This window comes from Bradyrhizobium zhanjiangense (genome assembly GCF_004114935.1).
Lineage (GTDB): Bacteria > Pseudomonadota > Alphaproteobacteria > Rhizobiales > Xanthobacteraceae > Bradyrhizobium > Bradyrhizobium zhanjiangense.
This window is the reverse complement of record NZ_CP022221.1, coordinates 1,917,016-1,941,616: the sequence shown is the minus strand read 5'-3', so window position 1 is coordinate 1,941,616 and position 24,601 is coordinate 1,917,016. Positions and strand designations below refer to the sequence as shown.

Annotated in this window: 24 protein-coding genes; 10 read left to right on the top strand and 14 right to left on the bottom strand. The window is 63.8% G+C overall.

Annotation, left to right across the window (positions count from 1 at the left end):
* Window positions 1–283 precede the first annotated feature (283 nt).
* From XH85_RS09325 to XH85_RS09310, 4 genes are all read right to left on the bottom strand, one after another.
* Complete coding sequence (locus tag XH85_RS09325) at window positions 284–1,123, bottom strand: universal stress protein (protein ID WP_128931666.1); 840 nt, start codon at window positions 1,121–1,123, stop codon at window positions 284–286.
* A 124-nt stretch (window positions 1,124–1,247) separates the two neighbouring features.
* Window positions 1,248–1,637 (bottom strand): response regulator, encoded by a 390-nt coding sequence (locus tag XH85_RS09320; RefSeq protein WP_128931665.1) that lies wholly within the window; start codon window positions 1,635–1,637, stop codon window positions 1,248–1,250.
* Window positions 1,634–4,675, bottom strand: coding sequence for a GAF domain-containing protein (locus tag XH85_RS09315; protein WP_128937170.1), 3,042 nt, complete (start codon window positions 4,673–4,675; stop codon window positions 1,634–1,636). The genes XH85_RS09320 and XH85_RS09315 overlap by 4 nt, the downstream gene beginning before the upstream one ends.
* Before the next feature lie 384 nt (window positions 4,676–5,059).
* Window positions 5,060–5,959, bottom strand: coding sequence for a LysR family transcriptional regulator (locus tag XH85_RS09310; protein WP_128931664.1), 900 nt, complete (start codon window positions 5,957–5,959; stop codon window positions 5,060–5,062).
* 199 nt (window positions 5,960–6,158) lie between these two features.
* On the opposite strand from XH85_RS09310, the gene XH85_RS09305 reads away from it, so the two are divergent.
* The 4 genes from XH85_RS09305 to XH85_RS09290 all read left to right on the top strand — a co-directional run bounded on the left by XH85_RS09305 (window position 6,159) and on the right by XH85_RS09290 (window position 9,476).
* On the top strand, window positions 6,159–7,367 hold the full coding sequence (locus XH85_RS09305; protein WP_128931663.1) for an arabinose transporter: 1,209 nt from the start codon (window positions 6,159–6,161) through the stop codon (window positions 7,365–7,367).
* On the top strand, window positions 7,364–8,140 hold the full coding sequence (locus XH85_RS09300) for a carboxymuconolactone decarboxylase family protein (RefSeq protein ID WP_128931662.1): 777 nt from the start codon (window positions 7,364–7,366) through the stop codon (window positions 8,138–8,140). Before XH85_RS09305 ends, XH85_RS09300 begins: the two co-directional genes overlap by 4 nt.
* A 121-nt stretch (window positions 8,141–8,261) precedes the next feature.
* Window positions 8,262–8,657, top strand: coding sequence for a (R)-mandelonitrile lyase (locus XH85_RS09295; RefSeq protein ID WP_206734853.1), 396 nt, complete (start codon window positions 8,262–8,264; stop codon window positions 8,655–8,657).
* A gap of 45 nt (window positions 8,658–8,702) precedes the next feature.
* Window positions 8,703–9,476, top strand: coding sequence for an SDR family NAD(P)-dependent oxidoreductase (locus tag XH85_RS09290; protein WP_128931661.1), 774 nt, complete (start codon window positions 8,703–8,705; stop codon window positions 9,474–9,476).
* Between the two features lie 26 nt (window positions 9,477–9,502).
* On the opposite strand, the gene greA is transcribed toward XH85_RS09290, so the two are convergent.
* The 3 genes from greA to XH85_RS09275 form a co-directional block, all read right to left on the bottom strand.
* The gene (gene greA, locus XH85_RS09285; RefSeq protein ID WP_128931660.1) at window positions 9,503–9,985 is read right to left on the bottom strand and encodes a transcription elongation factor GreA; all 483 of its coding nucleotides are present in this window, start codon (window positions 9,983–9,985) and stop codon (window positions 9,503–9,505) included.
* A 66-nt stretch (window positions 9,986–10,051) separates the two neighbouring features.
* The gene (locus XH85_RS09280; protein WP_128931659.1) at window positions 10,052–10,537 is read right to left on the bottom strand and encodes a hypothetical protein; all 486 of its coding nucleotides are present in this window, start codon (window positions 10,535–10,537) and stop codon (window positions 10,052–10,054) included.
* Window positions 10,538–10,670: 133 nt separating this feature from the next.
* Entirely contained in the window at window positions 10,671–11,006 is a 336-nt protein-coding gene (locus tag XH85_RS09275) for a hypothetical protein (RefSeq protein ID WP_128931658.1), read from the bottom strand.
* A 252-nt stretch (window positions 11,007–11,258) separates the two neighbouring features.
* Between XH85_RS09275 and XH85_RS09270 the strand changes: the two genes are divergently transcribed.
* Window positions 11,259–11,492, top strand: a complete 234-nt coding sequence (locus XH85_RS09270) for a DUF3551 domain-containing protein (RefSeq protein WP_128931657.1) — start codon at window positions 11,259–11,261, stop codon at window positions 11,490–11,492.
* A gap of 39 nt (window positions 11,493–11,531) precedes the next feature.
* Here XH85_RS09270 and XH85_RS09265 read toward each other — a convergent pair whose 3' ends face one another.
* The gene (locus tag XH85_RS09265) at window positions 11,532–12,050 is read right to left on the bottom strand and encodes a hypothetical protein (RefSeq protein ID WP_128931656.1); all 519 of its coding nucleotides are present in this window, start codon (window positions 12,048–12,050) and stop codon (window positions 11,532–11,534) included.
* Between the two features lie 38 nt (window positions 12,051–12,088).
* Entirely contained in the window at window positions 12,089–13,636 is a 1,548-nt protein-coding gene (locus tag XH85_RS09260) for an acetolactate synthase large subunit (protein WP_128931655.1), read from the bottom strand.
* 267 nt (window positions 13,637–13,903) lie between these two features.
* On the opposite strand from XH85_RS09260, the gene XH85_RS09255 reads away from it, so the two are divergent.
* Together XH85_RS09255 and XH85_RS09250 are read left to right on the top strand one after the other, a co-directional pair.
* Entirely contained in the window at window positions 13,904–14,482 is a 579-nt protein-coding gene (locus XH85_RS09255) for a L,D-transpeptidase (protein ID WP_128941481.1), read from the top strand.
* A gap of 294 nt (window positions 14,483–14,776) precedes the next feature.
* A complete protein-coding gene (locus tag XH85_RS09250; protein WP_164934986.1) occupies window positions 14,777–15,592 on the top strand; it encodes a DUF2927 domain-containing protein in 816 nt (271 codons plus the stop codon).
* 151 nt (window positions 15,593–15,743) lie between these two features.
* Here XH85_RS09250 and XH85_RS09245 read toward each other — a convergent pair whose 3' ends face one another.
* The gene (locus XH85_RS09245; RefSeq protein WP_128931652.1) at window positions 15,744–16,871 is read right to left on the bottom strand and encodes a threonine synthase; all 1,128 of its coding nucleotides are present in this window, start codon (window positions 16,869–16,871) and stop codon (window positions 15,744–15,746) included.
* Between the two features lie 382 nt (window positions 16,872–17,253).
* Here XH85_RS09245 and XH85_RS09240 point away from each other — a divergent pair, with 382 nt between their 5' ends.
* The 3 genes from XH85_RS09240 (at window position 17,254) to upp (ending at window position 20,595) form a co-directional block, all read left to right on the top strand.
* The gene (locus tag XH85_RS09240) at window positions 17,254–18,510 is read left to right on the top strand and encodes a GTP cyclohydrolase II (RefSeq protein ID WP_128931651.1); all 1,257 of its coding nucleotides are present in this window, start codon (window positions 17,254–17,256) and stop codon (window positions 18,508–18,510) included.
* A 7-nt stretch (window positions 18,511–18,517) separates the two neighbouring features.
* Complete coding sequence (locus XH85_RS09235; protein ID WP_128931650.1) at window positions 18,518–19,756, top strand: URC4/urg3 family protein; 1,239 nt, start codon at window positions 18,518–18,520, stop codon at window positions 19,754–19,756.
* A 209-nt stretch (window positions 19,757–19,965) separates the two neighbouring features.
* A complete protein-coding gene (upp, locus tag XH85_RS09225) occupies window positions 19,966–20,595 on the top strand; it encodes a uracil phosphoribosyltransferase (RefSeq protein WP_091881044.1) in 630 nt (209 codons plus the stop codon).
* A gap of 6 nt (window positions 20,596–20,601) precedes the next feature.
* Here the strand turns inward: upp and XH85_RS09220 are convergent, their stop codons facing one another.
* The 4 genes from XH85_RS09220 to XH85_RS09205 form a co-directional block, all read right to left on the bottom strand.
* Window positions 20,602–20,916, bottom strand: a complete 315-nt coding sequence (locus XH85_RS09220) for a hypothetical protein (protein WP_128931407.1) — start codon at window positions 20,914–20,916, stop codon at window positions 20,602–20,604.
* Window positions 20,913–22,019 (bottom strand): IS5 family transposase, encoded by a 1,107-nt coding sequence (locus XH85_RS09215; protein WP_128937143.1) that lies wholly within the window; start codon window positions 22,017–22,019, stop codon window positions 20,913–20,915. The genes XH85_RS09220 and XH85_RS09215 overlap by 4 nt, the downstream gene beginning before the upstream one ends.
* 73 nt (window positions 22,020–22,092) lie before the next feature.
* Window positions 22,093–23,205 (bottom strand): M48 family metallopeptidase, encoded by a 1,113-nt coding sequence (locus tag XH85_RS09210; RefSeq protein WP_128931649.1) that lies wholly within the window; start codon window positions 23,203–23,205, stop codon window positions 22,093–22,095.
* A gap of 3 nt (window positions 23,206–23,208) precedes the next feature.
* Window positions 23,209–24,354 carry a YjgN family protein gene (locus XH85_RS09205; protein ID WP_206734852.1) on the bottom strand — a complete coding sequence of 382 codons (1,146 nt, stop codon included), beginning with the start codon at window positions 24,352–24,354 and terminating at the stop codon, window positions 23,209–23,211.
* Window positions 24,355–24,601: the final 247 nt, after the last annotated feature.

Genomic DNA, 24,601 nt, shown 5'->3' with positions numbered 1-24,601 from the left:
CGGGTCTACCGATTGTGGTTCACACGGGAGAGGTCCAAGGTTCGATCCCTTGTGCGCCCACCATTTTTCTTCCTGAACCATCCAGTTTCGAGCGATCGCGGCCGCCTGACGGCCCACTCGCGGCTGTCCGCACCCGTCTCATAAAAAAAATGGAAAAACAACCCCATGCACAGTAGCGGACGCGAGCGGAAACAATGGGTTACGCATTTTCCGAATTTCGGTTGACACGTCGGGCAAAACACGGGCAGGATGGCATGATCCGGAGAGAGGCCTGCGTGCGGCTCTAATGAGCCATCAGGACAGGCAGATCCGCATGCTCCATGATATAGCTGGTCGCCCCGCCGAATATCATTTGCCGCAACCTGGTGCGGGTGAAGGCTCCCTTGATCAAGAGATCGCAACCTTGAGCCCTGGCGGCATCGAGGACCGCCTCTCCGGTCTCGCGATTCTCCAGTCCAACCCTAGTCACATGGGCTGCAATGTCATTGTACCGCAGTTGCTGGACGATCCGATCGGCAGATGGTCCTGGTACCCCCTGGCCGCCAATGACGGTTAGGACCGATACCCTTTCGGCCACACGGAGCAACGGCATGGCAAATGCGTTTGCCCGAGCTTGCTCGGTACTACCATTCCAGTGGATCATGATATTTGTCGCGATACTTCTTGGTGCATTCGATGGCGTCAGTAGGACGGGCCTGCCGCTCTCAAACAGCGCGGATTCAATCGCGCGACGGTGAGGGCTCGGAGCATCAATGTCAGACCGTGCCATCACGATCAGATCGAAAGCGCGCCCATAACTTCCGACAACGTCTTCGCCCTCCGGCGCGGTCTCCAGCCAGCCGAAGCATGGTCCACGCGATCCCGCATTGGCTCGAGGAATATCGTGCTTCAACATGAACGCTTCGAAAAAGTTGCGCATGTCGTTCAATTCGGCTTCGGTCTTAACTTGATACGAATCTAAAAGGACGCCGGTGGCCAATTCCGCGGCTACATATTGAGGCATGCCGAAGCGGAGTGGAAAGCCTTCGATATAGGCGCCGGAACGTTGCGCGAGGCCTACGACGACATCGAGCGTGGATGTCATCATCGAAATATTTCGAAGCGGGACCAAGAGCGTCTTCATTTTGAACCCCCGGTGTTTTCGGTGAACATTGACGCAGCATGCCTAATTTCACTTGGGACGGTACATAGGAGATTACACCTTGCGAGCCGTTCCGGTTTGTCATCGACCACGAGACTGATTGCGGTCATGCGGCCTGCTCGAGCCTTGTATCGATCTCCTGGCGCAGCGCCGCGAAGTCGATAGGTTTGGTCAACAAGTCGGCGGCGCCGTTCTCCAGCGCTTTGCGCTTGGTCTCGGCGTCACCGTAGGCTGTGATCATGATGACCGGAACATCGGGGCGGGCGGTGCGCACGATAGATAGCATCTCCAGCCCGCTCATTCCGGGCATGTTGATGTCAGACAGGATCAGGATCAGGGTGGCATCCTCAATCTCGGCTGCGCGCTGCAGGGCCGCCGCCGCCGACGGGGCAAACTCCATGAGAAAACGACCGGCGCGCAGATCGCGGCGGAACTGCTGGCGGAATAGCGCCTCGACGTCGGGCTCGTCGTCGACGACCATGATATAAACGCTCAACTTCTGCCTCCGGTCTGCAATGGTGCCGCCAGCGTGCGCGGCAGCGTAATGATGAACTCTGTATAATCGCCAGCCTCGGTCTCGACCTCGATGCTGCCGCCGTGTTGCTTCACAATGATGTCGTGGCAGATTGAAAGGCCAAGCCCGGTACCTTCGCCTGCGGGCTTGGTGGTGAAGAATGGATTGAATATTTTCTCTCTCACGTCGGCCGGGATGCCCGCGCCATTGTCGCGAATCCGGATTTCGACGGCGCCGCCGAGATTTGTGGTCGTCGCGCGCAGCCTTGGCTCGAAGCCGCCACCGGCGGCGTCCTTTTGCTTGCTAGCCGCGTAGAATCCATTTGAAATGAGATTGAGGAACACCCGCGTGATTTCCTGCGGATACAGGTCGAGCGCCCCCGCACTGGGATCGAGATTCCTTTCAAGCTTGATGTTGAAACCTGCCTTTTCAGCGCGCGCGCCGTGATAGGCAAGGTTGAGACTTTCCTCAACGATGGCGTTGATATCGGCCGAACGGCGCTCGCCAGAACCCTCGCGCGAGTGCAGAAGCATGTTCTTGACGATGGAATCAGCGCGCTTTCCGTGCTGCACGATCTTTTCCAGGTTGCCTTGTAGCATGCGTATCAGCGCGTCGATGTCCTGCCTTGCTGCCTCGCCGAGGGCGGCTGAGCGCAGCCCGTCGCCGAGCTCGTCAATCAGTTCGGAGGAAAGCGCAGCAAAATTATTGACGAAATTGAGCGGGTTCTTGATTTCGTGTGCGATGCCGGCAGTGAGTTGCCCGAGCGAAGCAAGCTTCTCGGTCTGGATCAACCGATCCTGCGCGTTTCGCAATTCCTCGAGCGATTGCGACAATTCCATAGTTCGCTCGCGCAGTTCATTCAGCAGGCGTGCATTCTCGATCGCGATCACACCCTGATGCGCGAAATTGGACACGAGCTCGATCTGTTTGTCCGTGAAGGGCTTAACTTCCTGGCGGAAGATCGTGATGGTGCCGATCAGCTCGTCTTCCCTAAGCATGGGTACGATGACGAGGGTCCTTGCGCCAGCAAGGTCGGCAAGCGCGCGAACGTTCGGGTTGCCTTCGACGTAGGGCGGCTGAGTCCTGATGTCGTCGATATGAACCATCTGATGAGTTTTCTCGACGGTGCCGAGCCCGCTTGCGGGATGTGGGCGAATGCTCTGGTGCAGCCGGGTCTCAACATAAGCTGGCGGCGCGTTGTGCAATGCGACCGTACGAAAGCCGCCTTCCTCGTAGAGATTCATAGTGCCGAAGCCGGCGCCGCAGATCCGTGTCGCATTCTCCAGGATCTTGTGGAAGACCGGAGTCAATGCGCCTGATGAAGCGCTTATGATTTCCAGCACCTCCGACGTTGCGGTCTGCCGCTCCAGCGATTCGTTCAATTGCTCGAACAGACGCGCGTTGCCAATGGCGATAACAGCCTGATCTGCAAAAGTTTGAAGCAGAGCGATCTGCTTCTCGCCGAATGGACGAACCTCCGTGCGACGAAGCACGATCGCACCCATGCTCTCGCCTTCGCGCAACAGCGGCACGCTTAGAACAGTCCGAACGTTGGAGCGAAGCGCATATTCCCGTCCTGTCGGGAATTCGTCCCCTTCGGGCCCAAGCAGGTCGTGCACGTGAACGGTGCGGCGGTCGCTAATGGCCCGGCCGCTGGGCGATTGCACACTGATCGATCGTCGGCTCCACACCACGGGAACTTGTCCATGATGCGCCTGGACAACGATGTCGTCGCCGTCCCTCAGAACGACTAGCGCATCATATGCCTCGCAAAGCCCGCATGCGCTTTCCACAATCGCTTCGAGCGCCGGACCGACTTCAGTCGGCGAGGAAGCGATAACCCTCAGGATATTGGCGCTGCCGGTCTGGTACGTCAGCGCCTCGGACAGATCTCGCGTCCTGCTCTGCAATTGTTCGAAGAGCCGTACGTTCTCGATGGCGATCACGGCTTGGTCGGCAAACGTGGCAACCAGCTCGATCTGCTTTTCCGTGAAAGGCTGCACGCGCTTGCGAGCGATCACGATCGCGCCGATCGGCTCATTCTCGCGCATGAGGGGAACACCGAGCGCCGTGCGCTGACCAGCCATGGTAGTCGACTCGCGCAGGCCGTATTCGGGATCGGCAGCGACGTCGATGACCTGCACCGGACGGCGCTCGAGTACGGCCCGACCTGTGACCGTGCTCCGTCCGGGGATAATGGGGTGAGCTTGCAGAAACTCGCTGTATTCCTCGGAAAACCCGACCGCTGCTCCGGCGTGATATTCATCACCTTCGCGGCGCATGATGAACGCCATCTCCGCTTCGCACAGCCGTGCCGCCGAATCGACCAGCGTGTTGAGCACGGTTTGCAGGTCGAAGGTCGAGCGGCTGATCACCTTCAGCACATCGGCAGTCGCGGTTTGCTGCTGAAGCGATTCGGCGAGATCGCGCGTCTTCGCCTGGACCTCATCGAATAGCCGGACATTCTCAATCGCGATCACGGCCTGATCGGCGAAGGTCTGCAGAAGCTGCACATGATGTGGAGCGAAGGTGCCAGGGTCGACTCGCGTGACACTGATCATGCCGATCACCACGCCGCCGGTCGTGAGCGGAACGAACAGCATGCTGCGAAAGCCGCGGGCGCGCGCGATAAATTTGATTTCGGTCGTCAGCGCTTCAGTGTCGGGGGTCGGTACCACCTTACCCGCCTGGGTTCTTGCGAAGCTCTCAAAATCGGCAATCGGCCTCGGAAACATGTTCTGCAAAGCCGCATCGGCGGCAGGATTCGTCGGCGTGAATGCCGCCAGGTGGGCCATGCCATCGATGAAACGGAATACGGTCGTCGAAAAGCCGCCGAGCAAGGCATTGGCCCGCCTTGCGATTGCATCGAATACCGGCTTCACCTCCGACGGCGAACTGGCAATGATCTTGAGAATGTCCGCGGTGGCGCTCTCGCGATCTTGTGCGGCGCGCAGTTCGGCCAGCAGCCGCGCGTTCTCTTGCTGCAAATCCGCCACCACGTCCTGAGGAAGCGCGGCCATCATGAAAATCCACGTCGCCAGCCGGTTCGGGGCCGACGTCAAAATCTGATCAAGAAACCGTTGGGAATTATTCCACTGTCAGGTGCTTCGGACCAGACTTATCGCTAGTTAATTTTCAATCGACTACGCGTCAATTCGCCCCCGCGATCGACCGAACCGGCGAGTTCCACCAACTGCCGCTGCCGTCGACTTCCCTCGTGCGGCACGGTGGCAGGCCTTGACGAGCCGCTGGACCCAAGTGCTGCGCTAAGTGCGGCGCCCGCAAGATCCCAGCAACCAGCGTGCAACGATGACCGCACCGTCACCGGTGCAACCACCGAGCTGGAGGGAAGCTCTGGCGCAAAGCGGCATCCTTCGGACATAAAGTCCCGTGGTCATGCCCTTTTACTTACCCCGATATCGGAGCGCTTCCACGAGCAGCGAGAAGGCCGGCGAAGGCTGGCGCCGACTGGGATAGTAGAGATGGTATCCCGAGAACGGCGGGCACCAATCCGAGAGCACGCGGACCAGGCGGCCCTGGGACAGGTACGGCTGCACATGTCCCTCGGTGAGGTAGGCAAGGCCCAAGCCTTTCAACGCTCCGTCCAGCAGAAGGCCCGCGCTGTTGAACACGAGCTGGCCCTCCACCCGCACATTGAGCTCTCGCCCGTTCTTTTCGAATTCCCAGGCGTAGAGGCTGCCGCCGTGCGTCGGCAGGCGGAGGTTGAGGCAATTGTGGTGAGTCAGATCCTGCGGCGTCTTCGGTCGCTTGCGTTCGGCGAAGTATGAGGGCGACCCGACGACCGCCATCCGCAGGTCGGGGCTGACGCGCACGGCGATCATGTCCTTGGCGACGAGCTCGCCGGGACGGATGCCCGCATCAACCTGCTGCGCCACGATGTTGGTGAGCCCGTAGTCGATGATCACCTCGACATGGATGTCCGGGTACTTGGGCAGGATCTTCCGGAGCGCCGGCAGCAGGATCTCGGCGGCGGCAAACTCCGTCGCCGTCAGCCGGATGGTTCCGGCAGGCTTCTCGCGCAATTCGCTGAGCGCAGCAAGATCGGCATCCATCTCGGTGAACTTCGGGCCGACGCTGAGGAACAGCCGTTCTCCGGCCTGGGTCGGCGTGACGCTCCGCGTCGTCCGGTTCAACAATCGCACGCCGAGCCGCTCCTCCAGATTCCGGATGATCTGACTGAGCGCGGATTGCGTCATGCCGAGCTTTGCCGCAGCGCGCGTGAAGCTGCGCTCCCTCGCGACTGCGAGGAAGGCGAGGAGATCGCTGGCATCCTCTCTGTTCATTCATAAGCCCAGCTAATGACCGCATTCGAAATCTATCACCTAATCGGACGAGCGCGGAAGTCTTAGGTTCGGACTAGCGATCGGACGCTCCAGAACGAAGGCAGGGACCTATGACAGAAGCAATCGAGCTCCCGAACGGCGTCAGCGCGTCGCAAGCCGCCGATCGCCTGCGCCGACGCAGCACGAGCTCTGAGCTCGCATGTCGGTAACAACCATTCGAGAGGCCGCTGCGCCGCGCGGCGTCGCCAACCTGATGCCGATCATGGCGGTGGTGTTCGTTGCCTTCCTGGTCATCGGCGTCGCGATGCCAATTCTTCCCCTTCACGTCCACGATGGGCTGGGCCTGGGTACCTTCGTGGTCGGCCTGGTCGCCGGCAGCCAGTTCGCCGCTTCGCTGATCTCGCGGCCGTGGGCTGGCCACTTCTCGGATCGAAGCGGAGCGAAGCGCGGCGTGATCGTCGGCCTGCTCGCTGCCGCGGCCTCCGGACTGCTTTATCTGCTCTCTCTCGGCTTCGCCAACACCCCGCTGGCGTCAGTCTCTATACTGCTGCTCGGCCGTGGACTGCTCGGCGCGGCCGAGAGTTTCATCATCACCGCTGCGGTGAGCTGGGGACTTGTGCTCGCCGACGCCGGCGCCACCGGCAAGGTCATCGCTTGGGTCGGCTCGGCAATGTTCGCGGCTTTCGCGATCGGCGCGCCCGCGGGATCTGTGCTCTACGCTGCCTACGGTTTCGCTGCGATCGCGACCGCCACCGTCGTCGCGCCATTACTGACGCTCCTGCTCGTCGTCCGGCTCCCCGCGGTCCCTCCCCTCCAGCAGCAGACCCGCACCTCCTTCGCCGAGATGTTCGGTGCCGTCTGGCTCCCGGGCTTGGGCTCGGCACTCGGCAGCGTCGGCTTCGGCGCTGTCACCACATTAGCCGCGTTGTTGTTTGCGAACCGCGGATGGGCCAACGGATGGCTGGCCTATTCCGCTTACGCCATCGCCTTCATCCTGGCCCGGGTGTTCTTCAGTCATGTAGCCGACGTGCTCGGCGGGGCAAAGGTCGCGCTGGTCTGTGCGGGAATCGAAGCTGCCGGCCAGGCGCTGATCTGGCTTGCGGTCCGGCCCGAGATGGCGCTCGCCGGCGCCGCGCTCACCGGCTTCGGCTTCTCGCTGGTCTATCCGGGCTTCGGCGTCGAAGCCGTGCGCAGCGTGCCCATGCAGAGCCGCGGCCTCGCCATGGGCGCCTACACCGCGTTCCTGGATCTCGCGCAAGGGCTCGCGAGCCCGGCACTCGGATTGATCGCGACCGGCGCACGACTGAACAGCGTCTTTCTCGTCAGCGCCGTGACCGTGCTCTCTGCCGCGCTGGTGGCGCTGTGGCTGATGGCACACCCGACAAGCTTGGGAGGAACCCCGTCATGAGGATGCTCGCGACCTTGCTTTCATTGTGTCTGTTCGCCGGCGCTGCCGCCGGACAGACGCCCATTGCAGGAGTAAATCCAATGCCAAAGCCGGAAGACGTCCGCGCCGTCGCTCCCGCCCTCGAAGGCTATGCGCAAAAATTCGTTCTCGGCGATCTCTGGAAGCGACCGGGGCTGTCGCGGCGGGATCGCAGCATCGTCACCGTCGCCGCGCTGATCGCGCGCGATCAAACCGTCGAGCTGCCCTCCTATTTGGCACTCGCGCTCGACACTGGCGTGAAGCCGTCGGAGATATCGGAGATCATCACGCATCTGGCCTTCTACACGGGCTGGGCGAACGCGATGGATGCGATCCCCGCGGCGAGGCAGGTGCTCAGGAGCCGCAACATCGGGGCCGATCAGCTGCCAGCGGCCTCGGGGCCGCAGCTGCCGCTCGATGAGGCCGCAGAGAAGCAGCGGGCGACGCGGGTTGCAGAGCAGTTCGGACAAATCACGCCAAGCCTGGTCCAATACACGACGGACGTGCTGTTCCGGGATCTCTGGCTCAGGCCGGCGCTGGCGCCGCGCGACCGCAGCCTGGTCACCGTGAGCGCTCTCATCGCAACCGGCCAGGTCGCGCAGATCACCTATCACCTGAACCGCGCGATGGACAATGGGTTGACGCAGGAGGAAGCCGGCGAAGTGCTCGGCCATCTCGCCTTCTACGCCGGCTGGCCCAACGCATTCTCCGCAGCGCCAGTGATCAAGGACGTCATCGAAAAGCGTCCGCGCTGACCGGAGAGATGCCGTGATCACACGACGGGACGTACTCATCGCCGGCAGCGCCGCCGCCACTCTCGGAATTCAGCGGGTGCAGGCGCGCGCGTCCGAAGCACAGAAGGAGGCTCAAATGGAAATCGACATCAAGAGAAACGGGTCTCGGCCCTCGCAGAAGGGCTCCCAAGACTGGTTCAGTGGGAGCGTCCGCATCGATCCGCTGTTTCAGGCGCAGGATCCGGCTCGCACTGGGGCCGGCCAAGTCACGTTCGAGCCCAGTGCCCGCACCGCCTGGCACACGCATCCACTCGGGCAGACGCTGATCATCACGGCCGGGCTCGGCTGGGTTCAGCGCGAGGGCGGCCCGATCGAGGAAGTCCGCCCCGGCGACGTCGTCTGGTTCCCGCCCGGACTGAAGCACTGGCATGGCGCTTCTCCGACGACGGCGATGACCCACATCGCAATCCAGGAGTCCTCCGGCGGCAAGAACGTGGATTGGCTGGAGAAGGTGAGCGACGAGCAATATCGGAAGTGATGCGCAGGCGCTGTAGAGTGCATCCAGAAATCCGGAGGACAGCGCATGGCGATCGTATTCATCACGGGCAGCACGGACGGTCTCGGCCGGGCGGCGGCACAATCCCTGCTTGATCAAGGTCACCGCGTGGTGCTGCATGCGCGATCGGTCGATCGTGCCGCGGCGCTTGGCGAGCTCACGCCGCGTGGCGCCGGAATGGTGGTCGGTGATCTCAGAAGTGCCGCTGAGACGAGGAACATCGCGGACCAGGTCAATGCGATCGGCCGCATGGATGCGATCATCCACAATGCCGGTGTCTACACCCAGCGGAGCCGCGGCTCGACTCCGGAAGGCCATGCCAGCACGCTGGCGATCAACATTCTTGCGCCGTACATGCTGACGGCACTGATCGAGCGGCCCAGCCGCTTGATCTATCTCAGCAGCGGGCTGCACCGCGGTGGAGAGGGCTCGCTGTATGACCTCGACTGGAACAGCCGTGCCTGGGATTCGGCAAAGGCCTACGCCGAGAGCAAGCTGCACGTGGTCGCCCTGGCGTTCGCGCTGGCCCGGCGCTGGCCGAACGTCCTCAGCAACGCCGTCGATCCCGGATGGGTGCGCACGAAGATGGGTGGCGCGAGCGCCCCGGTCGATCTCGACACCGGACAACGGACTCAGACCTGGCTGGCGGTGAGCGAGGATTCCGCGGCCCTGGTCAGCGGGCGCTACTGGCATCACCTGCGGCAGGAGGAGCCAGCCGATGAGGCGACGGACCCGGGATTCCAGGAGGATCTCATCGCAAAACTGGGCAAGCTGACGGGCGTTGAACTCCCGCGGGTCTAGGCGGGAGCCGATAGACGATGCGCTCGCTACGCGATCGATAGAATCTCGATCTCCTGGTTGCCCGAACCGACGACGTCGCCCACCGCTTTCCCCATCAACGATCGCGCGACCGGCGAGACGAAGGAGATCGAGCCGGCCTTCGGATCGGCTTCGTCCTCGCCGACAATGCGATAGGTCTGCACGCGGCCATCGGCGCGGCTGAAGGTCACCGTGCTGCCGAAGGCGACTGTATCGGTCGAGGCCGGATCTGGAGCGACCTGCGCCGTGCGCAGCCGTTCCGTCAGATAGCGGGCATCGCGCAGGGGCACCGCCGATTGTCGGCGCTTCTCGTTGACATCCTCGATCGCTTGCGCGGCTTCATAGGCCGCGCGCGCCTCGGCAAGCTGCGTCTGCAACGCCTGCAAGCCTTTTTCCGTCACGAGGTTGGGATGCGGCGAGATCGGGCGATCCGGCAACAGCGTCTCGGACGCGGTTTCGGCGCTCTCTTCCTTGGTGAAGGCGACGCTCAATTTCAAAATCCTGTCGAACTGTCACGGCTGTCGGCAGCGCGTTCCGCCGCCGGTGATTGACTCGGACTATATCTCAAGTTCGACGAAGCGGCGCAGCTTGAAGACGAGGTCCGGCAGGGCCTGCCGGAACCGGGTCGCGTTCCGGAACGTGGTCGAGAACGGCGCGAAGGTGATCATGGCGTTCCAGTGCCGGTAGCCATAGACCGTGACCGAGACGCCGGTCGCCGGAAAATTCTCCAGCTTGCGCAATTCACCAAGCACGAGATCGGCAATCGCTTCCGCAGGCAGCAATTTCTTGCCGTCTCGTGTGGTGGCGATTTTCGGAGGTGGCGTGACCGGCTTGGTCTCGGCTGGTACGGCTTCGGGGGCCGGCTCAGACTCCGCCGGCTCCGCATCGGTGCTGGACGGCTCGACCGCCTCGAACCCATTCGTCGGCGCTGTCGGAGGAGCCTCGGTGAGCGGCGGCGGCGTCACGACGTCCGCGCGCTTGTTGCCTCCAAGGATGCTGGTGATCATGGCCACAAGGCCAGCATCCTTCCCGTCGTCACTCATTCCTTCCCCCGGACTTAAGCCTAATCTAGCACGGCGCGCCACAATGTATGTGGTTGGATCCCATGGCCAAGGCCATCCTGCAATGGGCAACGGCGACGCAGCCGCTGATCCGGTCGCGCCGCCATGCGATCCGCTACCGCTTATCGAACGGAATGTATTGCTGGTACTGCTTGGGCACCGAACTGCGGTAGCGCGCGGGAACGGTGCCGGTGTCGATCGAATGATCGATCTCCTGCTGCCGCGTCATCTTCTTCTTCGCCGGCTTCTTCGATGCGCTCTTCTTGGAATCGGTCGGCTGGCTGGAGGTGTCGGTGGTCGCAGCCGGTGCCGTCGTCGCGGCCGGCGCAGCGGTTGTCGCGGCCGGTGCAGCGGTTCCACCGGCGGCCGGCGCGCTCTGCGCCAGCGCGAGCGGCGCTTGCATCGTGAGCACCAGCGCTGCCGTCGCTGCCAGCAAATATGACTTCTGCATCAGAACCTCCAAAATGCCTGATCCGAATGAGGCAAGCCTAGTCCCACGGGATCGAGGCGTGCAAGGTCGTTGAGAATAGGTCGGGAACCCACGCGCGAACTGTGGTGGAGATCACAGGCGCGGGCTGCGTCACGATGTATCTCACCTCGAACGCATCCCGCGTCGCGGACACCAACACAGCATGACCGTCCGTCAGACAGGCCACGGGAACGCCAAGGCAAGGCCGTTCCACCACCTCGAAGGAGATTTGAAATGCGTCGCACCATCCTCACGCTTGCATCGTTCGCAACCCTGATCGCAGCGTCATTGTCGGCGGCGCCGGCCCAGGCCGCAAACGACAGATACTGCCTGCAAGGCCGCCAGTGGGGCTATCCCGGCAATTGCCAGTTCGCGAGCTATCAGCAATGTGCCGCCACCGCCTCCGGCACGTCGGCCTATTGCGGCATCAACCCGCGCTACGCGTATTCGCAGCCGTACCATTACTGATGAGCTGGCGGCGTGCGTCACCGCGCACGTCGCGCTGCTCTATGCGCGAATTCCGAGGCCGGTCTCCTGAAGCCGCGTCGCGAACCAGCGCGACAGCGCCTCGTCGACGAGGCCGCTGACATAGACCTCCGACATCGTCACGTGCTGCCTGTCCAGCACCAGCAGCAAACCGATCCAATAGGGAAACCAGACATGCACGTCGGTCAGCGCCCTAAGCTTGTGCTGGTCGTGCTCGAGCGGCGTGTGATTGCTGGCCTTGCGGATCTCGACAGTGAGCAGATTGTTCGGGATCTCGCGCTGGTGCACAGCGACATCAGGATAGATCGACTTGCCGAGATGGTCGTCGGTCGAGATGATGGTGCCGTGCGGCAGATGCAGCGTGCGCTCGCCGAGCCGATCGTAATTGCAGTCCACCGACCAGCCGGAGAACTGCTTCTCCAGGTGCACGGCGAAGCGATGCGTGATCGCGCGCTCGCCGACGTCCTTCTCGAACAGGAATGCTTCCTGCGCGTAGAAGTCCCGGAGCGCCGCGATCACCTTGTTCAGCTCGGTCTGCATCGTGCCTCCGGGCTCACGGCGCTCCGTCTGTTGATGCCTTACATCTGAACTTCGATCAGCCGCGGGCCGGGCTCGGCGACAGCTTCCGCCAGCGCCTTGTTGAACTCGTCGGCATTGGTGACGGCGCGGCCGGGCACGCCCATGCCCTTCGCCAGCGCGACGAAATCCAGCGTCGGGCGATCAAGCCGCAGCATGTCGTTGGCGCGCTGGCCGGGCTCGCCGGCGCCGACATTGTCGAACTCGCCGCGCAGGATCTGGTAGATGCGGTTGGCGAACACGATGGTGACGATGTTGAGGTTCTCGCGCGCCTGCGTCCACAGCGACTGGATCGTGTACATCGCGCTGCCGTCGCCGACCATGGTGATCACCTTGCGATCCGGACAGGCGATCGCCGCGCCGATCGACAGCGGCGTCGAGAAGCCGATCGAGCCGCCCATGTTCTGGAGCCAGTCGTGCGGGGCCGCCGCCGCCGTCGGTGGGAAGAAGCCGCGGCCGGTGGTGAGGGATTCGTCGACCATGATCGCATTCTCGGGGATCGCACAGGCGATCGCCTGCGCGATCGAGGCGAAGGCGAGTGCGCCGGTCGGCTTGACCAGTTCCTGCAACGCCTGCGGCTTGACGTCCCTAGCGCTGGCCTTCACGGCGCCGGCAAGCGCTTCCAGCGCCGCGACCGAGTTCTCGCCCCAGGAGGTCATGCGATGGACCTCGCAGCCCTGGGGCTTGAGCATGCTCGGCTTGTTCGGATAGGCGAAGAACGCCACGGGATCGTCGGACTCGACCAGCACGATGTGACGGAATTTTGCCAGCATCGGCAGCGCGTTCTCGATGACGTAATGGATGCGGTCGATCGAGAAACGGCCGCGGCCCCGCGCCATCTTCGGGCGGAAGGTCGGGCCCATCACCGTGCAGCCGGTCTTGCCGGCGATGCGCTCGGCCAGCGCCAGGCCGTGCTCGCTCAGCGCGCTGCCGGTCATCAGCAGCAGCGTGCCCTCGCCGTCGCGATGCAGGATTTTTGCGGCCTGCTCGACCGCCTGCGGCGAATAGCTCGCCCGCTGCTGCTCAGCCGGAACCTCGGCGACGCCGTCGGCCTCATTCCAGGCGGTGTCGGCGGGCAGGATCAGGGTCGCGATCTGCGGCGGTGCGCTTTTGGCGGCGGCAATCGCCGCGGCGCCGTCGGCAGCGACCGATTTGGAATCCGGCGAGGTGCGGACCCAGGACGACATCGGCCGGGCCAGGCCCTCGATGTCGGAGGTCAGCGGCGCGTTGTAGCCGATGTGGTAGACCGCGTGCTGGCCGACGATGTTGACGATGCCGGAATTCGCCTTCTTGGCGTTGTGCAGATTGGCGAGGCCGTTGGCGAGACCGGGGCCGAGATGCAGCAGCGTCGAGGCCGGCGTGCCCTTCATGCGGAAATAGCCGTCGGCGGCGCCCGTCACCACGCCTTCGAACAGGCCGAGCACGCAACGCATGCCCGGCACGCGGTCGAGCGCTGCGACAAAATGCATCTCGGAGGTGCCGGGGTTGGTGAAGCAGACGTCCACCCCGCCCTTGACCATTGTCCGCACCAGGCTTTCCGCACCGTTCATTCCAAGGCTCCCACGACCGGCATTGTCCAGATATCGGTTCGATCAATCATTGTTCGCGCGTTCCGTCAAAGCAATAGCCGCCATCGCTGCCCTGCCCCGCGTGACGATGCGCCGGCTTGGCTAATTCTTTTCGGCAAATTGGCGTGGTTGCCGATTTGGTAACGCCAATCGTTAAGCATGGTGTTCCTCACGGGGCCGTGGCTTGCGGAAAGCCCGCAAATATGGCCTGTGGCTGTCATTGAATCGATTTTTTTGCTGGGGGAGACAATGATCCGGTTTTTTGCCGCGCCGATCGCCGCCATCGCACTGCTGTCGGCCATGGCGGGCGGCGTGCTCGCCGAAGAGTTCGACACGCGCGACATCATGGGTGGCGGCCCGAACTTCTTCCGTTCCGGCGCAAATCCCGTCCCCCGCACCACCGTCATCTATAACGGCAATTACGCGCCCGGCACGATCGTGGTGAACACCGGCGAGCGGCGGCTGTACCTGGTGCTCCAGAACGGCCAGGCGCTGCGCTACGGAATCGGCGTCGGCCGCGATGGCTTCCGCTGGGGCGGGGTGCACAAGATCACCGCCAAGAAGGAATGGCCGGCCTGGACGCCGCCGTCGCAGATGCTGGCCCGCCGGCCCGACCTGCCGCGTCACATGAAGGGCGGCCTCGACAATCCGCTCGGCGCCCGCGCGATGTATCTGGGCTCGACCCTCTATCGCATCCACGGCTCCAACGAGCCGGAGACGATCGGCCAGGCGGTGTCCTCGGGCTGCTTCCGCATGACCAATGAGGACGTCACCGACCTCTACAGCCGCGTCGCGGTCGGCACCACCGTAGTGGTGCTGAACAATTAGAGCCAGACCGGTGCTGCGCTCCCTCTCCCGCCCGCGGGAGAGGGTTGGGGAGAGGGTGTCTCCGCAGTGAGACACCCAATGAGGAGAGAGAGCCCTCACCCGGCGCGCGGGACGATGCTTCGCATCGCCCGGGCGCGCCGACCTCTCCCGCAAGCGGGAGAGGTCGAGCCCGCGGCCCGAGCTCGGCATTGCGAAGTTCGTACTCTTTGGCTGCAGACGAGCGGCGGGAACCCGCGACGCGCGTGAATTTGCGGGCTTGTGCGCGCGACGCGAATGCGGCAGCGTCGCACGACAATGAGCGCATTGAACCTGACCGCGCCCGCCTTCCGCATCGCCCTCTTGGCGCTCGCCACGCTCACATTGGTGCCTGACACCGCTACCACGGCCCGAGCGGGTGAACTGCCTGCCATCGTCTCGCGCCAGCGCTCCGAGAAGAAGAGCTTCACCGACGGCGAGATCGTCGAGGGCTTTCTCAAGACGGCGTTCGGCGCCGAGTACCACCTCGCCGGCCGCGTCGACCGCATCCGCAAGTTCGATGGGCCGGTGCGCGTCTACGCCGAGAGCGACCGCGCCGATCGCAAGACGCAGCTTGCGAAGGTCGTGAACGACATCGCCACGCGCGTGCAGCATCTCGACATCGCCATGACCACGACCAGCGAGGCGGCGAATGTGCGGGTCAAGCTCGTGCGCGACCGCGATCTCTACCGCACCCTCACCAGCTTTTACGGCGCCGAGAAGGCGCGCGAGATCCGCACCTCGCTCGATCCGCAATGCCTGTCCGGCTTCCGCAAGAACGACAATTTCGAGATCGAGCATTCCGACGTCATCCTCACCGTCGACAACGGCGATTTCGTCTTCCTCGACTGCGCCTATGAGGAGCTATTGCAATCGCTCGGGCCGATCAACGACACCACCAGCGTGCCCTGGACCATGTTCAACGACAACGTCTCGATGGGCTATTTCGACGTCTACGACCAGTACATCCTCAATCTGCTCTACGATCCCCGCATCAAGGCGGGCATGACGGTGGCGGAGGTCAAGGCGGTGCTGCCCGCCGTGCTCAAAGATGTGCGCGCCTGGGTGAAGCGGGTGAATGATCTGAAGGAGTAGGTGATCCGTCATCCTGTGATGACGGTCATATGATTGCGCTCGTTGCTTCCGCCTTCGTCATTGCGAGCGCAGCGAAGCAATCCAGAATCGTTCCGCGGTGATAGTCTGGATTGCTTCGCTGCGCTCGCAATGACGGGGCAACAAGCGGGCCCTACTGCACGAGATCGGCAACGGTGGTTGCGGCCTTGAGGCCGGTGCCGGTGAGGACGGCGACCGTGGTTTCGTTTGCCTTGACCGCACCAGCGGCTGCGAGTTTGTCCAGCGCGGCGGCTGCACTGGCGCTGGTCGGCTCGGCGAACAGGCCTTGCCGCGCGAGACGCCGCAGGGCGGCGACGATCTCATCCTCGCTGAGCGCGACGGTGCCGCCGCCGCTCTCGCGCAAGGCGCCGATGATTTCGCGCAGCCGCAACGGATTCTTGATGGCGGTGCCTTCGGCGATGGTTTTGTGCACCTCGCGCGCGACAGGCGTATCGACACCGGCCTGGAAGCTTGCATCGATCGGCGAGCAATTGAGCGGCTGCGCCGCGAACAGGCGCGGCAGTCTTGCGATCTGGCCGGCCCCCAGCAGCTCGCGGAAGCCGAAGGCGCAACCGAGCAGGCTGCTGCCGGCGCCGACCGGGACGATGACGTTGTCGGGCGCGCGGAAGCCGAGGTCTTCCCAGATCTCATAGGCGAGTGACTTGGTGCCTTCGAGGAAGAACGGCTGCCAATTGTGGCTGGCGTAAAAAGTCTGATGCGACTGGCGAATGGCCTCGGCTTCCGACTCCTCGCGCGGACCCTCGACGAGTTGCACCGCGGCGCCATAGGCGCGGACCTGCGCGATCTTGGCCGGCGAGGTCGAGGCTGGCGCGAGGATCTTCACCCGCATGCCGCCGGCGGCACCGAGCCCGGCCATGGACGAGCCACCATTGCCGGAGGAGTCCTCCAGCACCGCATTGACGCCGATCTGGCGCAGGAAGGACAGCATCACGGAAGAGCCCCGGTCCTTGAAGCTGCCAGTCGGGTTGAACCATTCCAGCTTGAACAACGGCCGCAGCTCGCCCCACTCCTGCTGGACCAATGGCGTGCAGCCCTCGCCGAGCGTGATCGGCTTTGCGATCTCGACCGGCAGCGCCGCCCGGTAGCGCCAGAGCGATCGTGTGCGGCCATCGATGTCCTCGCGCGAGATACCGGCGCCCGGCGTCACCAGCAGCGGCGTGCGCTCGTCCGAGCACCAGCGCGGCTGATCCAACGGATAAAGCTGTCCGTTGCGGGGGTCGATATAGCTGGCAGCGGGCATGGCAGTCTCCTGGACAAGGCGATTCGTACGATCGGGTTGATGTCACGTTTTGTCGAGAACCTGACGCCTGTCGCACGAAACGACGCAGCCCCCTTGAAAACATGAAAAATGAAAATATTTCAATCTCTTAAACTGGCCGCCGAGGCAGAGCGGCGAGGTCGGCCAACGCGCGCTCGGTGTTAAAGGGAGATCCTGCCGGCGCGGTCACCGACGGGAATTTGGCAACAAAGGGCCCTGCCCGCCCGGCACGATTAACTTGTCTGTCGTCGCCGGCCGCTACAATATGTTGGATTGAGCTCGCGTCGCCGGTGTCCTCGACTGGCAACGCGACCGAGCCAGGCCCGTCCGAACGGCGGGCCGTTGGCTTTTTGGGAGCCTGGACATGAGCCGCGCGAACCGTACCGACCACATCCGCCTGACCTCCCATCCGGAGCCAGGCCGGAAGGCCGCCTTTCCGATCCATTGGGGCGCCGCCGACGCGCGCGCACGAGGGCCGATCATCGGCACAGTGTCGCGCGCTGGGGATCGCAACGTGATCGGCAGCCATGGCGGATCCTACGCGATGTACCGGGCGCTCGCGGTGTCCGCTGGCGCGCTCGACCCGATCAGGCGTCCTGACTTCACCAACACGTTTCCGGCCGCGACCATCGGCCCGTTCCCGCAATGGAGTGATCCCACGAAAATCGTCGCGCTCGATCCCTGGGGGCATCTCGTCGCCGAGAATTTTCGCCAGGAGATCGCCGAAGGCGCCGACATCAGGCCGAGCATCGCGGTGACGCGAGCGCGGCTGGACCTGCCGGAAATCCGCGAGGCGCTGGCCGCAAAGCGGCTGCGCGCCGACGGCGAGGTCGTGCACGCCAATGGCAGCGTGTCGGTCGTCAAGATCGCGATCGATCCGGTCTGGCACCTGCCCGGCCTTGCGCAGCGCTTCGGCACCAGCGAGACCGAGCTGCGCCGCACGCTGTTCGAGCAGACCGCCGGCATGTTCCCCGAGCTGGTGACGCGACCGGACATGAAGGTGTTCCTGCCGCCGATCGGCGGCACCACAGTCTATATGTTCGGCGACGTCAGCAAGCTGCCGGACCATCGCACCAAGATCACCTGCCGCGTCCATGACGAGTGCAACGGCTCCGACGTGTTCGGCTCCGACATCTGCACCTGCCGGCCCTATCTGATCCACGGCATCGAGGAATCCGCGCGCGGCGCGCAGGAGGGCGGGCTCGGGCTGGTCGTCTACAACCGCAAGGAAGGCCGCGCGCTCGGCGAGGTCACAAAATTCCTGGTCTACAATGCGCGCAAGCGCCAGGAGGATGGCGACGCGGCCGCAGCCTATTTCGAGCGCACCGAATGCGTCGCCGGCGTCCAGGACGCGCGCTTCCAGCAATTGATGCCGGATACCATCCACTGGCTCGGCTTGACCCGCATCGACCGCTTCCTGTCGATGAGCGACATGAAATACGACGCGCTGACCTCGCAGGGCATCGACATCGTCGAGCGTGTGCCGATCCCGCCGGAGCTGATTCCCGCCGACGCCTATGTCGAGATCGCCGCGAAGAAGGCCGCCGGCTATTACTCGACCGACATCGCGCCGGAAAAGGACGTCAACGACGTGGTCGGGCGTTCGCTGGAAAAATACTGATCGCGCGATGGCGGACGCTTTGGAACGAGAGGCGCGCGCGCTGCTCACCGCAGCGGCGGTTCGCGCGCGGGCCGCGCAGATGCTCGAGCTCGGCCTGGCCGGCGGGCTGAGCCATTTCACGATCGATCTCGACCGCATGGACGGCGTTGCGGAGGCGGTGCTGGCGGTGACGCGCAAGGCCTATCCGACGCTGGACGTTCCCTTCCATGCGCGCTGGCGGCATTTCGTGCTCGGCGGCGTCGACCGCTGGGCGGAGGTTGCGGACGCTACGTCCTGGCCCGATCGCGCGGCGCGGGCGCGCGCGGAGTTCGATCTTGCCATCGTCAGCGTGCTGCTCGATGCCGGCGCGGGTGCGATGTGGCGATATCGCGACGCGGTGACAGGAGAAAGCATCGGCCGGTCCGAAGGGCTCGCGATCGCAAGCCTCGACATGTTCGCTGGCGGCCTCTTCTCGCGCGATGCCGGCACGCCGTTCAGGGCCGATGCGGAAGTGCTTGCGCAACTACCCCTCACCTCTCTCACATCCGCTTTTCAGGTAACCGACGCCAATCCGCTGCTCGGCCTCGACGGACGCACCGATTTGCTGCGGCGTCTCGGCAAGCTGGTGGCGGAACGGGCTGAGGTTTTCGGCCTGCGCGATACGCCGCGGCCTGGCGGCCTGTTCGATCACATCGCGGCGCAAGCGAATGGCGGCGCCATTGCCGCACCTGCCATCTTGTCCGCCGTGCTGAACCAGCTCGGAGCGATTTGGCCGTCGCGGCTGGAACTCGCAGGCATTCCGCTCGGCGATTGCTGGCGTCACCCGGCCATCAAGGCGGACGACGCGACCGCCGGTCTCGTGCCGCTGCACAAGCTCTCGCAATGGCTGAGCTACTCGCTGATCGAGCCGCTCCAGCGTGCAGGCTTCGATGTGACAGACATCGACGGCCTGACGGGGCTGGCCGAATACCGCAATGGCGGCCTGTTCATCGATCATGAGGTGCTGCGCCTGCGCGATTCAGCGGACGCTGCGCGCGCGCATGCGGTGGATTCGCTGCTCGTCGTGGAGTGGCGCGCTCTCACTGTCGCCTTGCTCGATCGGCTGGCGGAGCGCATCCGCGCCAAGCTCGGCCGTACGCCAGAGACGCTGCCGCTCGCCAGCATCCTGGAAGGCGGCACCTGGGCTGAGGGCCGCGCTATTGCCTTCGCACGCCGCCCCGACGGCTCGCCGCCGCTCAAGGTGATCAGCGACGGCACGGTTTTTTGAGCATGGTGCAGTCGGGCGGGATGCATGCCACAAAGCAGGTGCGCTTTCTCCCCCGCTTGCGGGGGAGGGCTGGGGAGAGGGTGTCTCTGCAGTCGAGAATCCCCAAGAGGACAGAGCCCTCACCCGGCGCTTTGCGCCGACCTCTCCCACACGCGGGAGAGGTTGACGAGCCTCGCGCACAGCCTTTGTGAACTCAGGAGCATCCCATCATGCAAGGCGTCACGATCGTCGATCACCCACTGGTGCAGCACAAGCTGACGCTGGTGCGGGACAAGTCCATTTCGACCAAGTCGTTTCGCGAGCTGATCAAGGAAATCGGCATGCTGCTCTGCTACGAGGTGACGCGCGATTTGCCGCTCACCGACGTCGTGGTCGACACGCCGCTGGCACGGATGCACTCGGCCAAGATCGCCGGCAAGAAGCTGGTGTTCGTGCCGATGCTGCGCGCCGGCACCACCTTCGTCGACGGCATGATGGACCTGGTGCCGACCGCGCGCGTCGCCCATATCGGGCTCTACCGCGAGCCGCATAGCTTTGCCGCGGTCGAGTACTTCTTCAAATCGCCGTCCGATCTCGGCGAGCGCCTGGCGATCGTCGTGACGTCGGTGGTCGCCACCGCCAATACGGCCGTGGCCGCCATCGACCGGCTGAAGGAGCGCGGCGCCAAGGATATCCGCCTCGCCTGCCTGATCGCCGCGCCGGAAGGACTTGAGCGGCTGCGAGGTCTGCATCCGGACGTACCGATCTGGACCGCCGCGGTCGACGAAGGCCTCGACGAGAACGGCTTCATTCTGCCAGGCCTCGGCGACGCCGGCGACCGCGCTTACGGAACGCGATAAGCGGAGCTAGCAGGCTGTTGAAGAAGTAGCCAATCGGCGGGCGATAAAAGGAATGTCGTCGCCGCCTTCGAGGCATATCTTACCTTCGAGCGAGCCATCGGCGAGCTCTTCTGCCCAACCACGGCCTTTTGCGGGCTCCATCTCGTCGTTGCCATCCCATGTGAACTCGACGGCATCGCCTTCGCAACGGCCGTATATTGCCCCGGTGAGACAATCCAGGGCGAACTCGCCACCATCGTTTGTGAACAGGATGTAAGAGCCCGACCCGGCCATGTCGTGATCGGGCGTTTCCACGACGCGCCATTTGCCCCGCACGCTCATAGCTGCACCGCCAGCAGCTTGGGCAGGCGGATCAGATTGTAGGCGGCAAGCGCCAACGTAAAGACGGCGTCCACACGCTCGCGCCCTCGCAGCTTTACCTTGGCCAGACCGGCGGAACTCTTGATCCATCCGAACACTTCCTCAATCCGCTTGCGGCAGCGTTGGCTGATCTCGTAGCCGGCATGGCGGGTGGAGCGGGCATCGACCGCCGTCTTGCGCGGGACGCCTGTCTTGCTGAGGTGTCCGTCGATTGCGATGTGCGGCGTCACCGATCGTTCTCTCAAGTCGTGCACGAACTGCGTAACGTCATAAGCCTTGTCCGCGCCGAGCGTGACCCGCCGGCCTCTGGGATGGCAATTATCAATCAACGCCAGCGCTGTCTCTCGTTCGGCCGTACCGGTGGCCTGGCTGACAATGCCGCCGACCGCCAAACCATGGCGATTTTCCATCAGAGCATGCCCCATGTAGCAGAGCTTGGCCGGCTGCCCATCGCCCTTCTTGTACAGCCGAGCCTCCGGATCGGTGGTGCTTTGGTGCGTCTTGTTTGAACGCTTCTCCTTGTGGAAGCTGCGCTCAGCGTTACGTCCCGGCCCCCCACTGTCGTTGTCGCCTCCATCCCTTCTGCGGAAGCTCTTGATCGAAGCCCACGCCTCAATCAGCGTGCCGTCCACCGAGAAGTGGTCGCTCGACAATAGCCGCTTCACTTTCGGCTGAGCCATTACCGCGGAGAGGAACTTAGCGGCGATCTCACCCTCTAGCAGCCGGTCGCGGTTCTTGGAAAAGGTCGAGTGGTCCCACACCGGATCGTCCACGCCAAGACCGACAAACCAGCGGAACAACAGGTCGAACTCCAGCCGCTCCATCAATTGTCGTTCCGAGCGGATGCCATAGAACGCCTGCAACAACATCGCCCGAAGCAGCCTCTCCGGTGCAATCGAGGGTCGGCCAAAGTCCGTGTAAAGCCCCGCAAATGCCTTCGATAGATCGTCCAGCGCAGCGTTCACAATCTCCCGGATCTTCCGTAAGGCGTGATCCGGGCGAACCCGCGCTTCAAGATCCACGTAACTGAAGAGCGATCCAGACCGCTCGTCCGATCCCCGCATCATGGCCTCCCGATTCAACTATCGAGAGAATCACGTCCACTGCCATCCCGCCAGAGACTTCTTCAACAGCCTGCTAGATCTTCCCGCCGCCGCAAATGCCCTTCAGCGACTGCCACTCCTTGTTCGTCAGCAGCGGCGGGCCGCTGGCGGGACGATCTTCCCTGGTCATGCGCGCGAGGCGGTCTTCGGTGAGCGGGTGGCTGGCGAGGATATTTGTCAGACCAGAGCCGCCTTCCTTGCCGGTGATGCGGAACATCAGTTCGGCCGCGGGTTTTGGCGAGCGGCCGAGCGCATGCATGATCTCGATGGCGAAAGTGTCGGCGCCGGTCTCGGCCTCTCGCGAATAGGACGCTTCGACCACACTGCGCGAGGCGAAGATCACCGCCGAGGAGCCGGTGACGTCGCCGAACAGCAGGCCGATCAGGAACGAGGTGCCGCCGTTGTAGATCAGGCCGCGCATGTTGTCGTGATGCTTGAGATGACCGAGCTCGTGCGCGAGGATGCCTGCGAGCTCGTCGGGGTTTTCAGCCTTGTCGAGCAGGCCCTTCAGCACGAACACCTTGCCGCCCGGCAGCGCGAACGCGTTCGGCACCGGGCTCGGCAGCACGCCCGCCGTCGTGGAATCGTCATCGAGGCCGGCGGCATCGCGCAGGCGGTTGACGAGCTTTGTGAATGCGACCTTGCCCGCGGGGTCCTCGCACACTCTGCGGCCGAAGATGGTCTTGACCTGGACTTCGGACGCATCGCCAATGCGTCGCTCGATCGGTTTCGGCACCAGCGGCGCGAGCCGGTCGGCGGCGAGCGGCACGCCGAACAGGACGACGCAGACGATGGAGACGGCGGCCGCCACCGACCAGCCCACGATCTTTGCGACGCCGCGGCGCGAAGTCTGGTGCTCGTCGAGGCGCAAGCATCGCGCGGTGAGATCCGCTGCAAGCGCGGCATCACGGATCTCGAGCCGCGCGAGCGGCGGCGCTGACGTCGATGCCAGGCGCAAAACTCCGTCCGGGCTGTCGGCACGGCGGATATCGGCATAGACCCAGCGAACCGGCGCTTCGCCGTCCTCGGCGATCTCGAGCACGTCACCGAGCGACAGCATCACCTGACGCCTGCGGCTCGAGACGCCGTCGAAGAAGATTGTCGGCTTGACGGACTGCGCCGGGGCCTCGGCAGACAACTCACTCACAGCTCAAAATCCTGCAACATCCAGTCCATCGGCAAAGCCTTCACCGAGCGCGCTGGCGAGCTTTCCGCTGCCGCGCACATCCGCCGCGGCCGCGATGTTGTGCACCTCGACGGTCTCCAGCACCTTGGCCCAGAGATCGCGCTGAAGATAGACCCGCATGACGATGTTGGCGGCAAGGGCGAGCGCGAAATAGCCGATCACCATCATCACAACCATCGGGATGCTCTTGGCAGCATTGCCAGCCCCGAACACCTCCTCGGCCGAAACGCCGGTCAGCGTGACGACGAGAAAGGCGCCGCCGCCCATGTAGGCCGCGAAGGCGGTCGTGAGCAGCATCCACCAGCCGATCACCTTCCAGTACAGGCCGTAGAAGGCGTCATGAGGCAGGCGCGAGGACAGGCTGACGCCGCCGATGCGGATGCCGTCGAGCCACCAGCGCCATTCGCGCGCCTTGAACTCGGCATAGAAGAACGGCGCGAGCGGGAAGATCAGCAGCGCGATCGGGCTGAGCAGCCACAGCCACCAGCCGCGCTTGAAGAACGTCCAGCCGTCGCCTTCGAAATCGCCGGTGAGATCGCCGTAATGGGTGTGCTGCATCTTGTAGCGTTCGAGTGCAGCCTCGCGCCAGGGCAGCGCCAGGCCGAGCGTCAGGAACACCAGCACACCCCACAGCATGGCGCGGAGCGAATAGGCCCAGCCCGAGCCGTCCATCCAGAACCGCACGCCGCGCCAGACCGTACGCGTCAGGCGATAGCGCCGCGCGCGAAAAATCGCGAATTGGCCGAAGGCGTAGAAGGCGATGAAGAGTGGTGTCGAGGCGAAGCCCTGCCAGCGCTCGAACTCGATGCCGACAAGAAAATACGCGAGATAGATCGGCATCAAGATCGCAAGCGCGAACAGGAAGCCGACCAAGAGCTCCTTCGCCCGTCCGGTGTATTCGGCGGCATCGCCGTCCACCGCAGTGTTCGTCCACAAATGACGGCGAATGTCGGTGACGAGCCAGAACCGGTAGAAGCCGAAGGTGACGAGTTCGAGCATGGCACCCTTGGTGGCCAATTTGCGGAACTCGGAGCGGTTGCCGGTGAAATCGACCCGCGTGGGCGGCAGCGGCGGCGGGACGGGTTCGGAGCCGATGGGGGCCCATTGCATGTCGTTCACGGCGGCAACCTCGGGGTGCGGATCTGTTACGGCCAAACTATAGATCAGAGGTTAGTCGATCCCCAAGATGACCGGGTTCGATTTACCCCGATTCCAGTTGGTTTCTTGCACGATTCCGCCGTTAGAGGCGTGAGGGGGATCACGTTGCAAGTCTGTCGTCCCGTAGCCTGGATGGAGCGCAGCGCAATCCGGTTCAGCGGTCGTGGCGGCCCGAACCCCGGATTACGCTTGCGCTCCA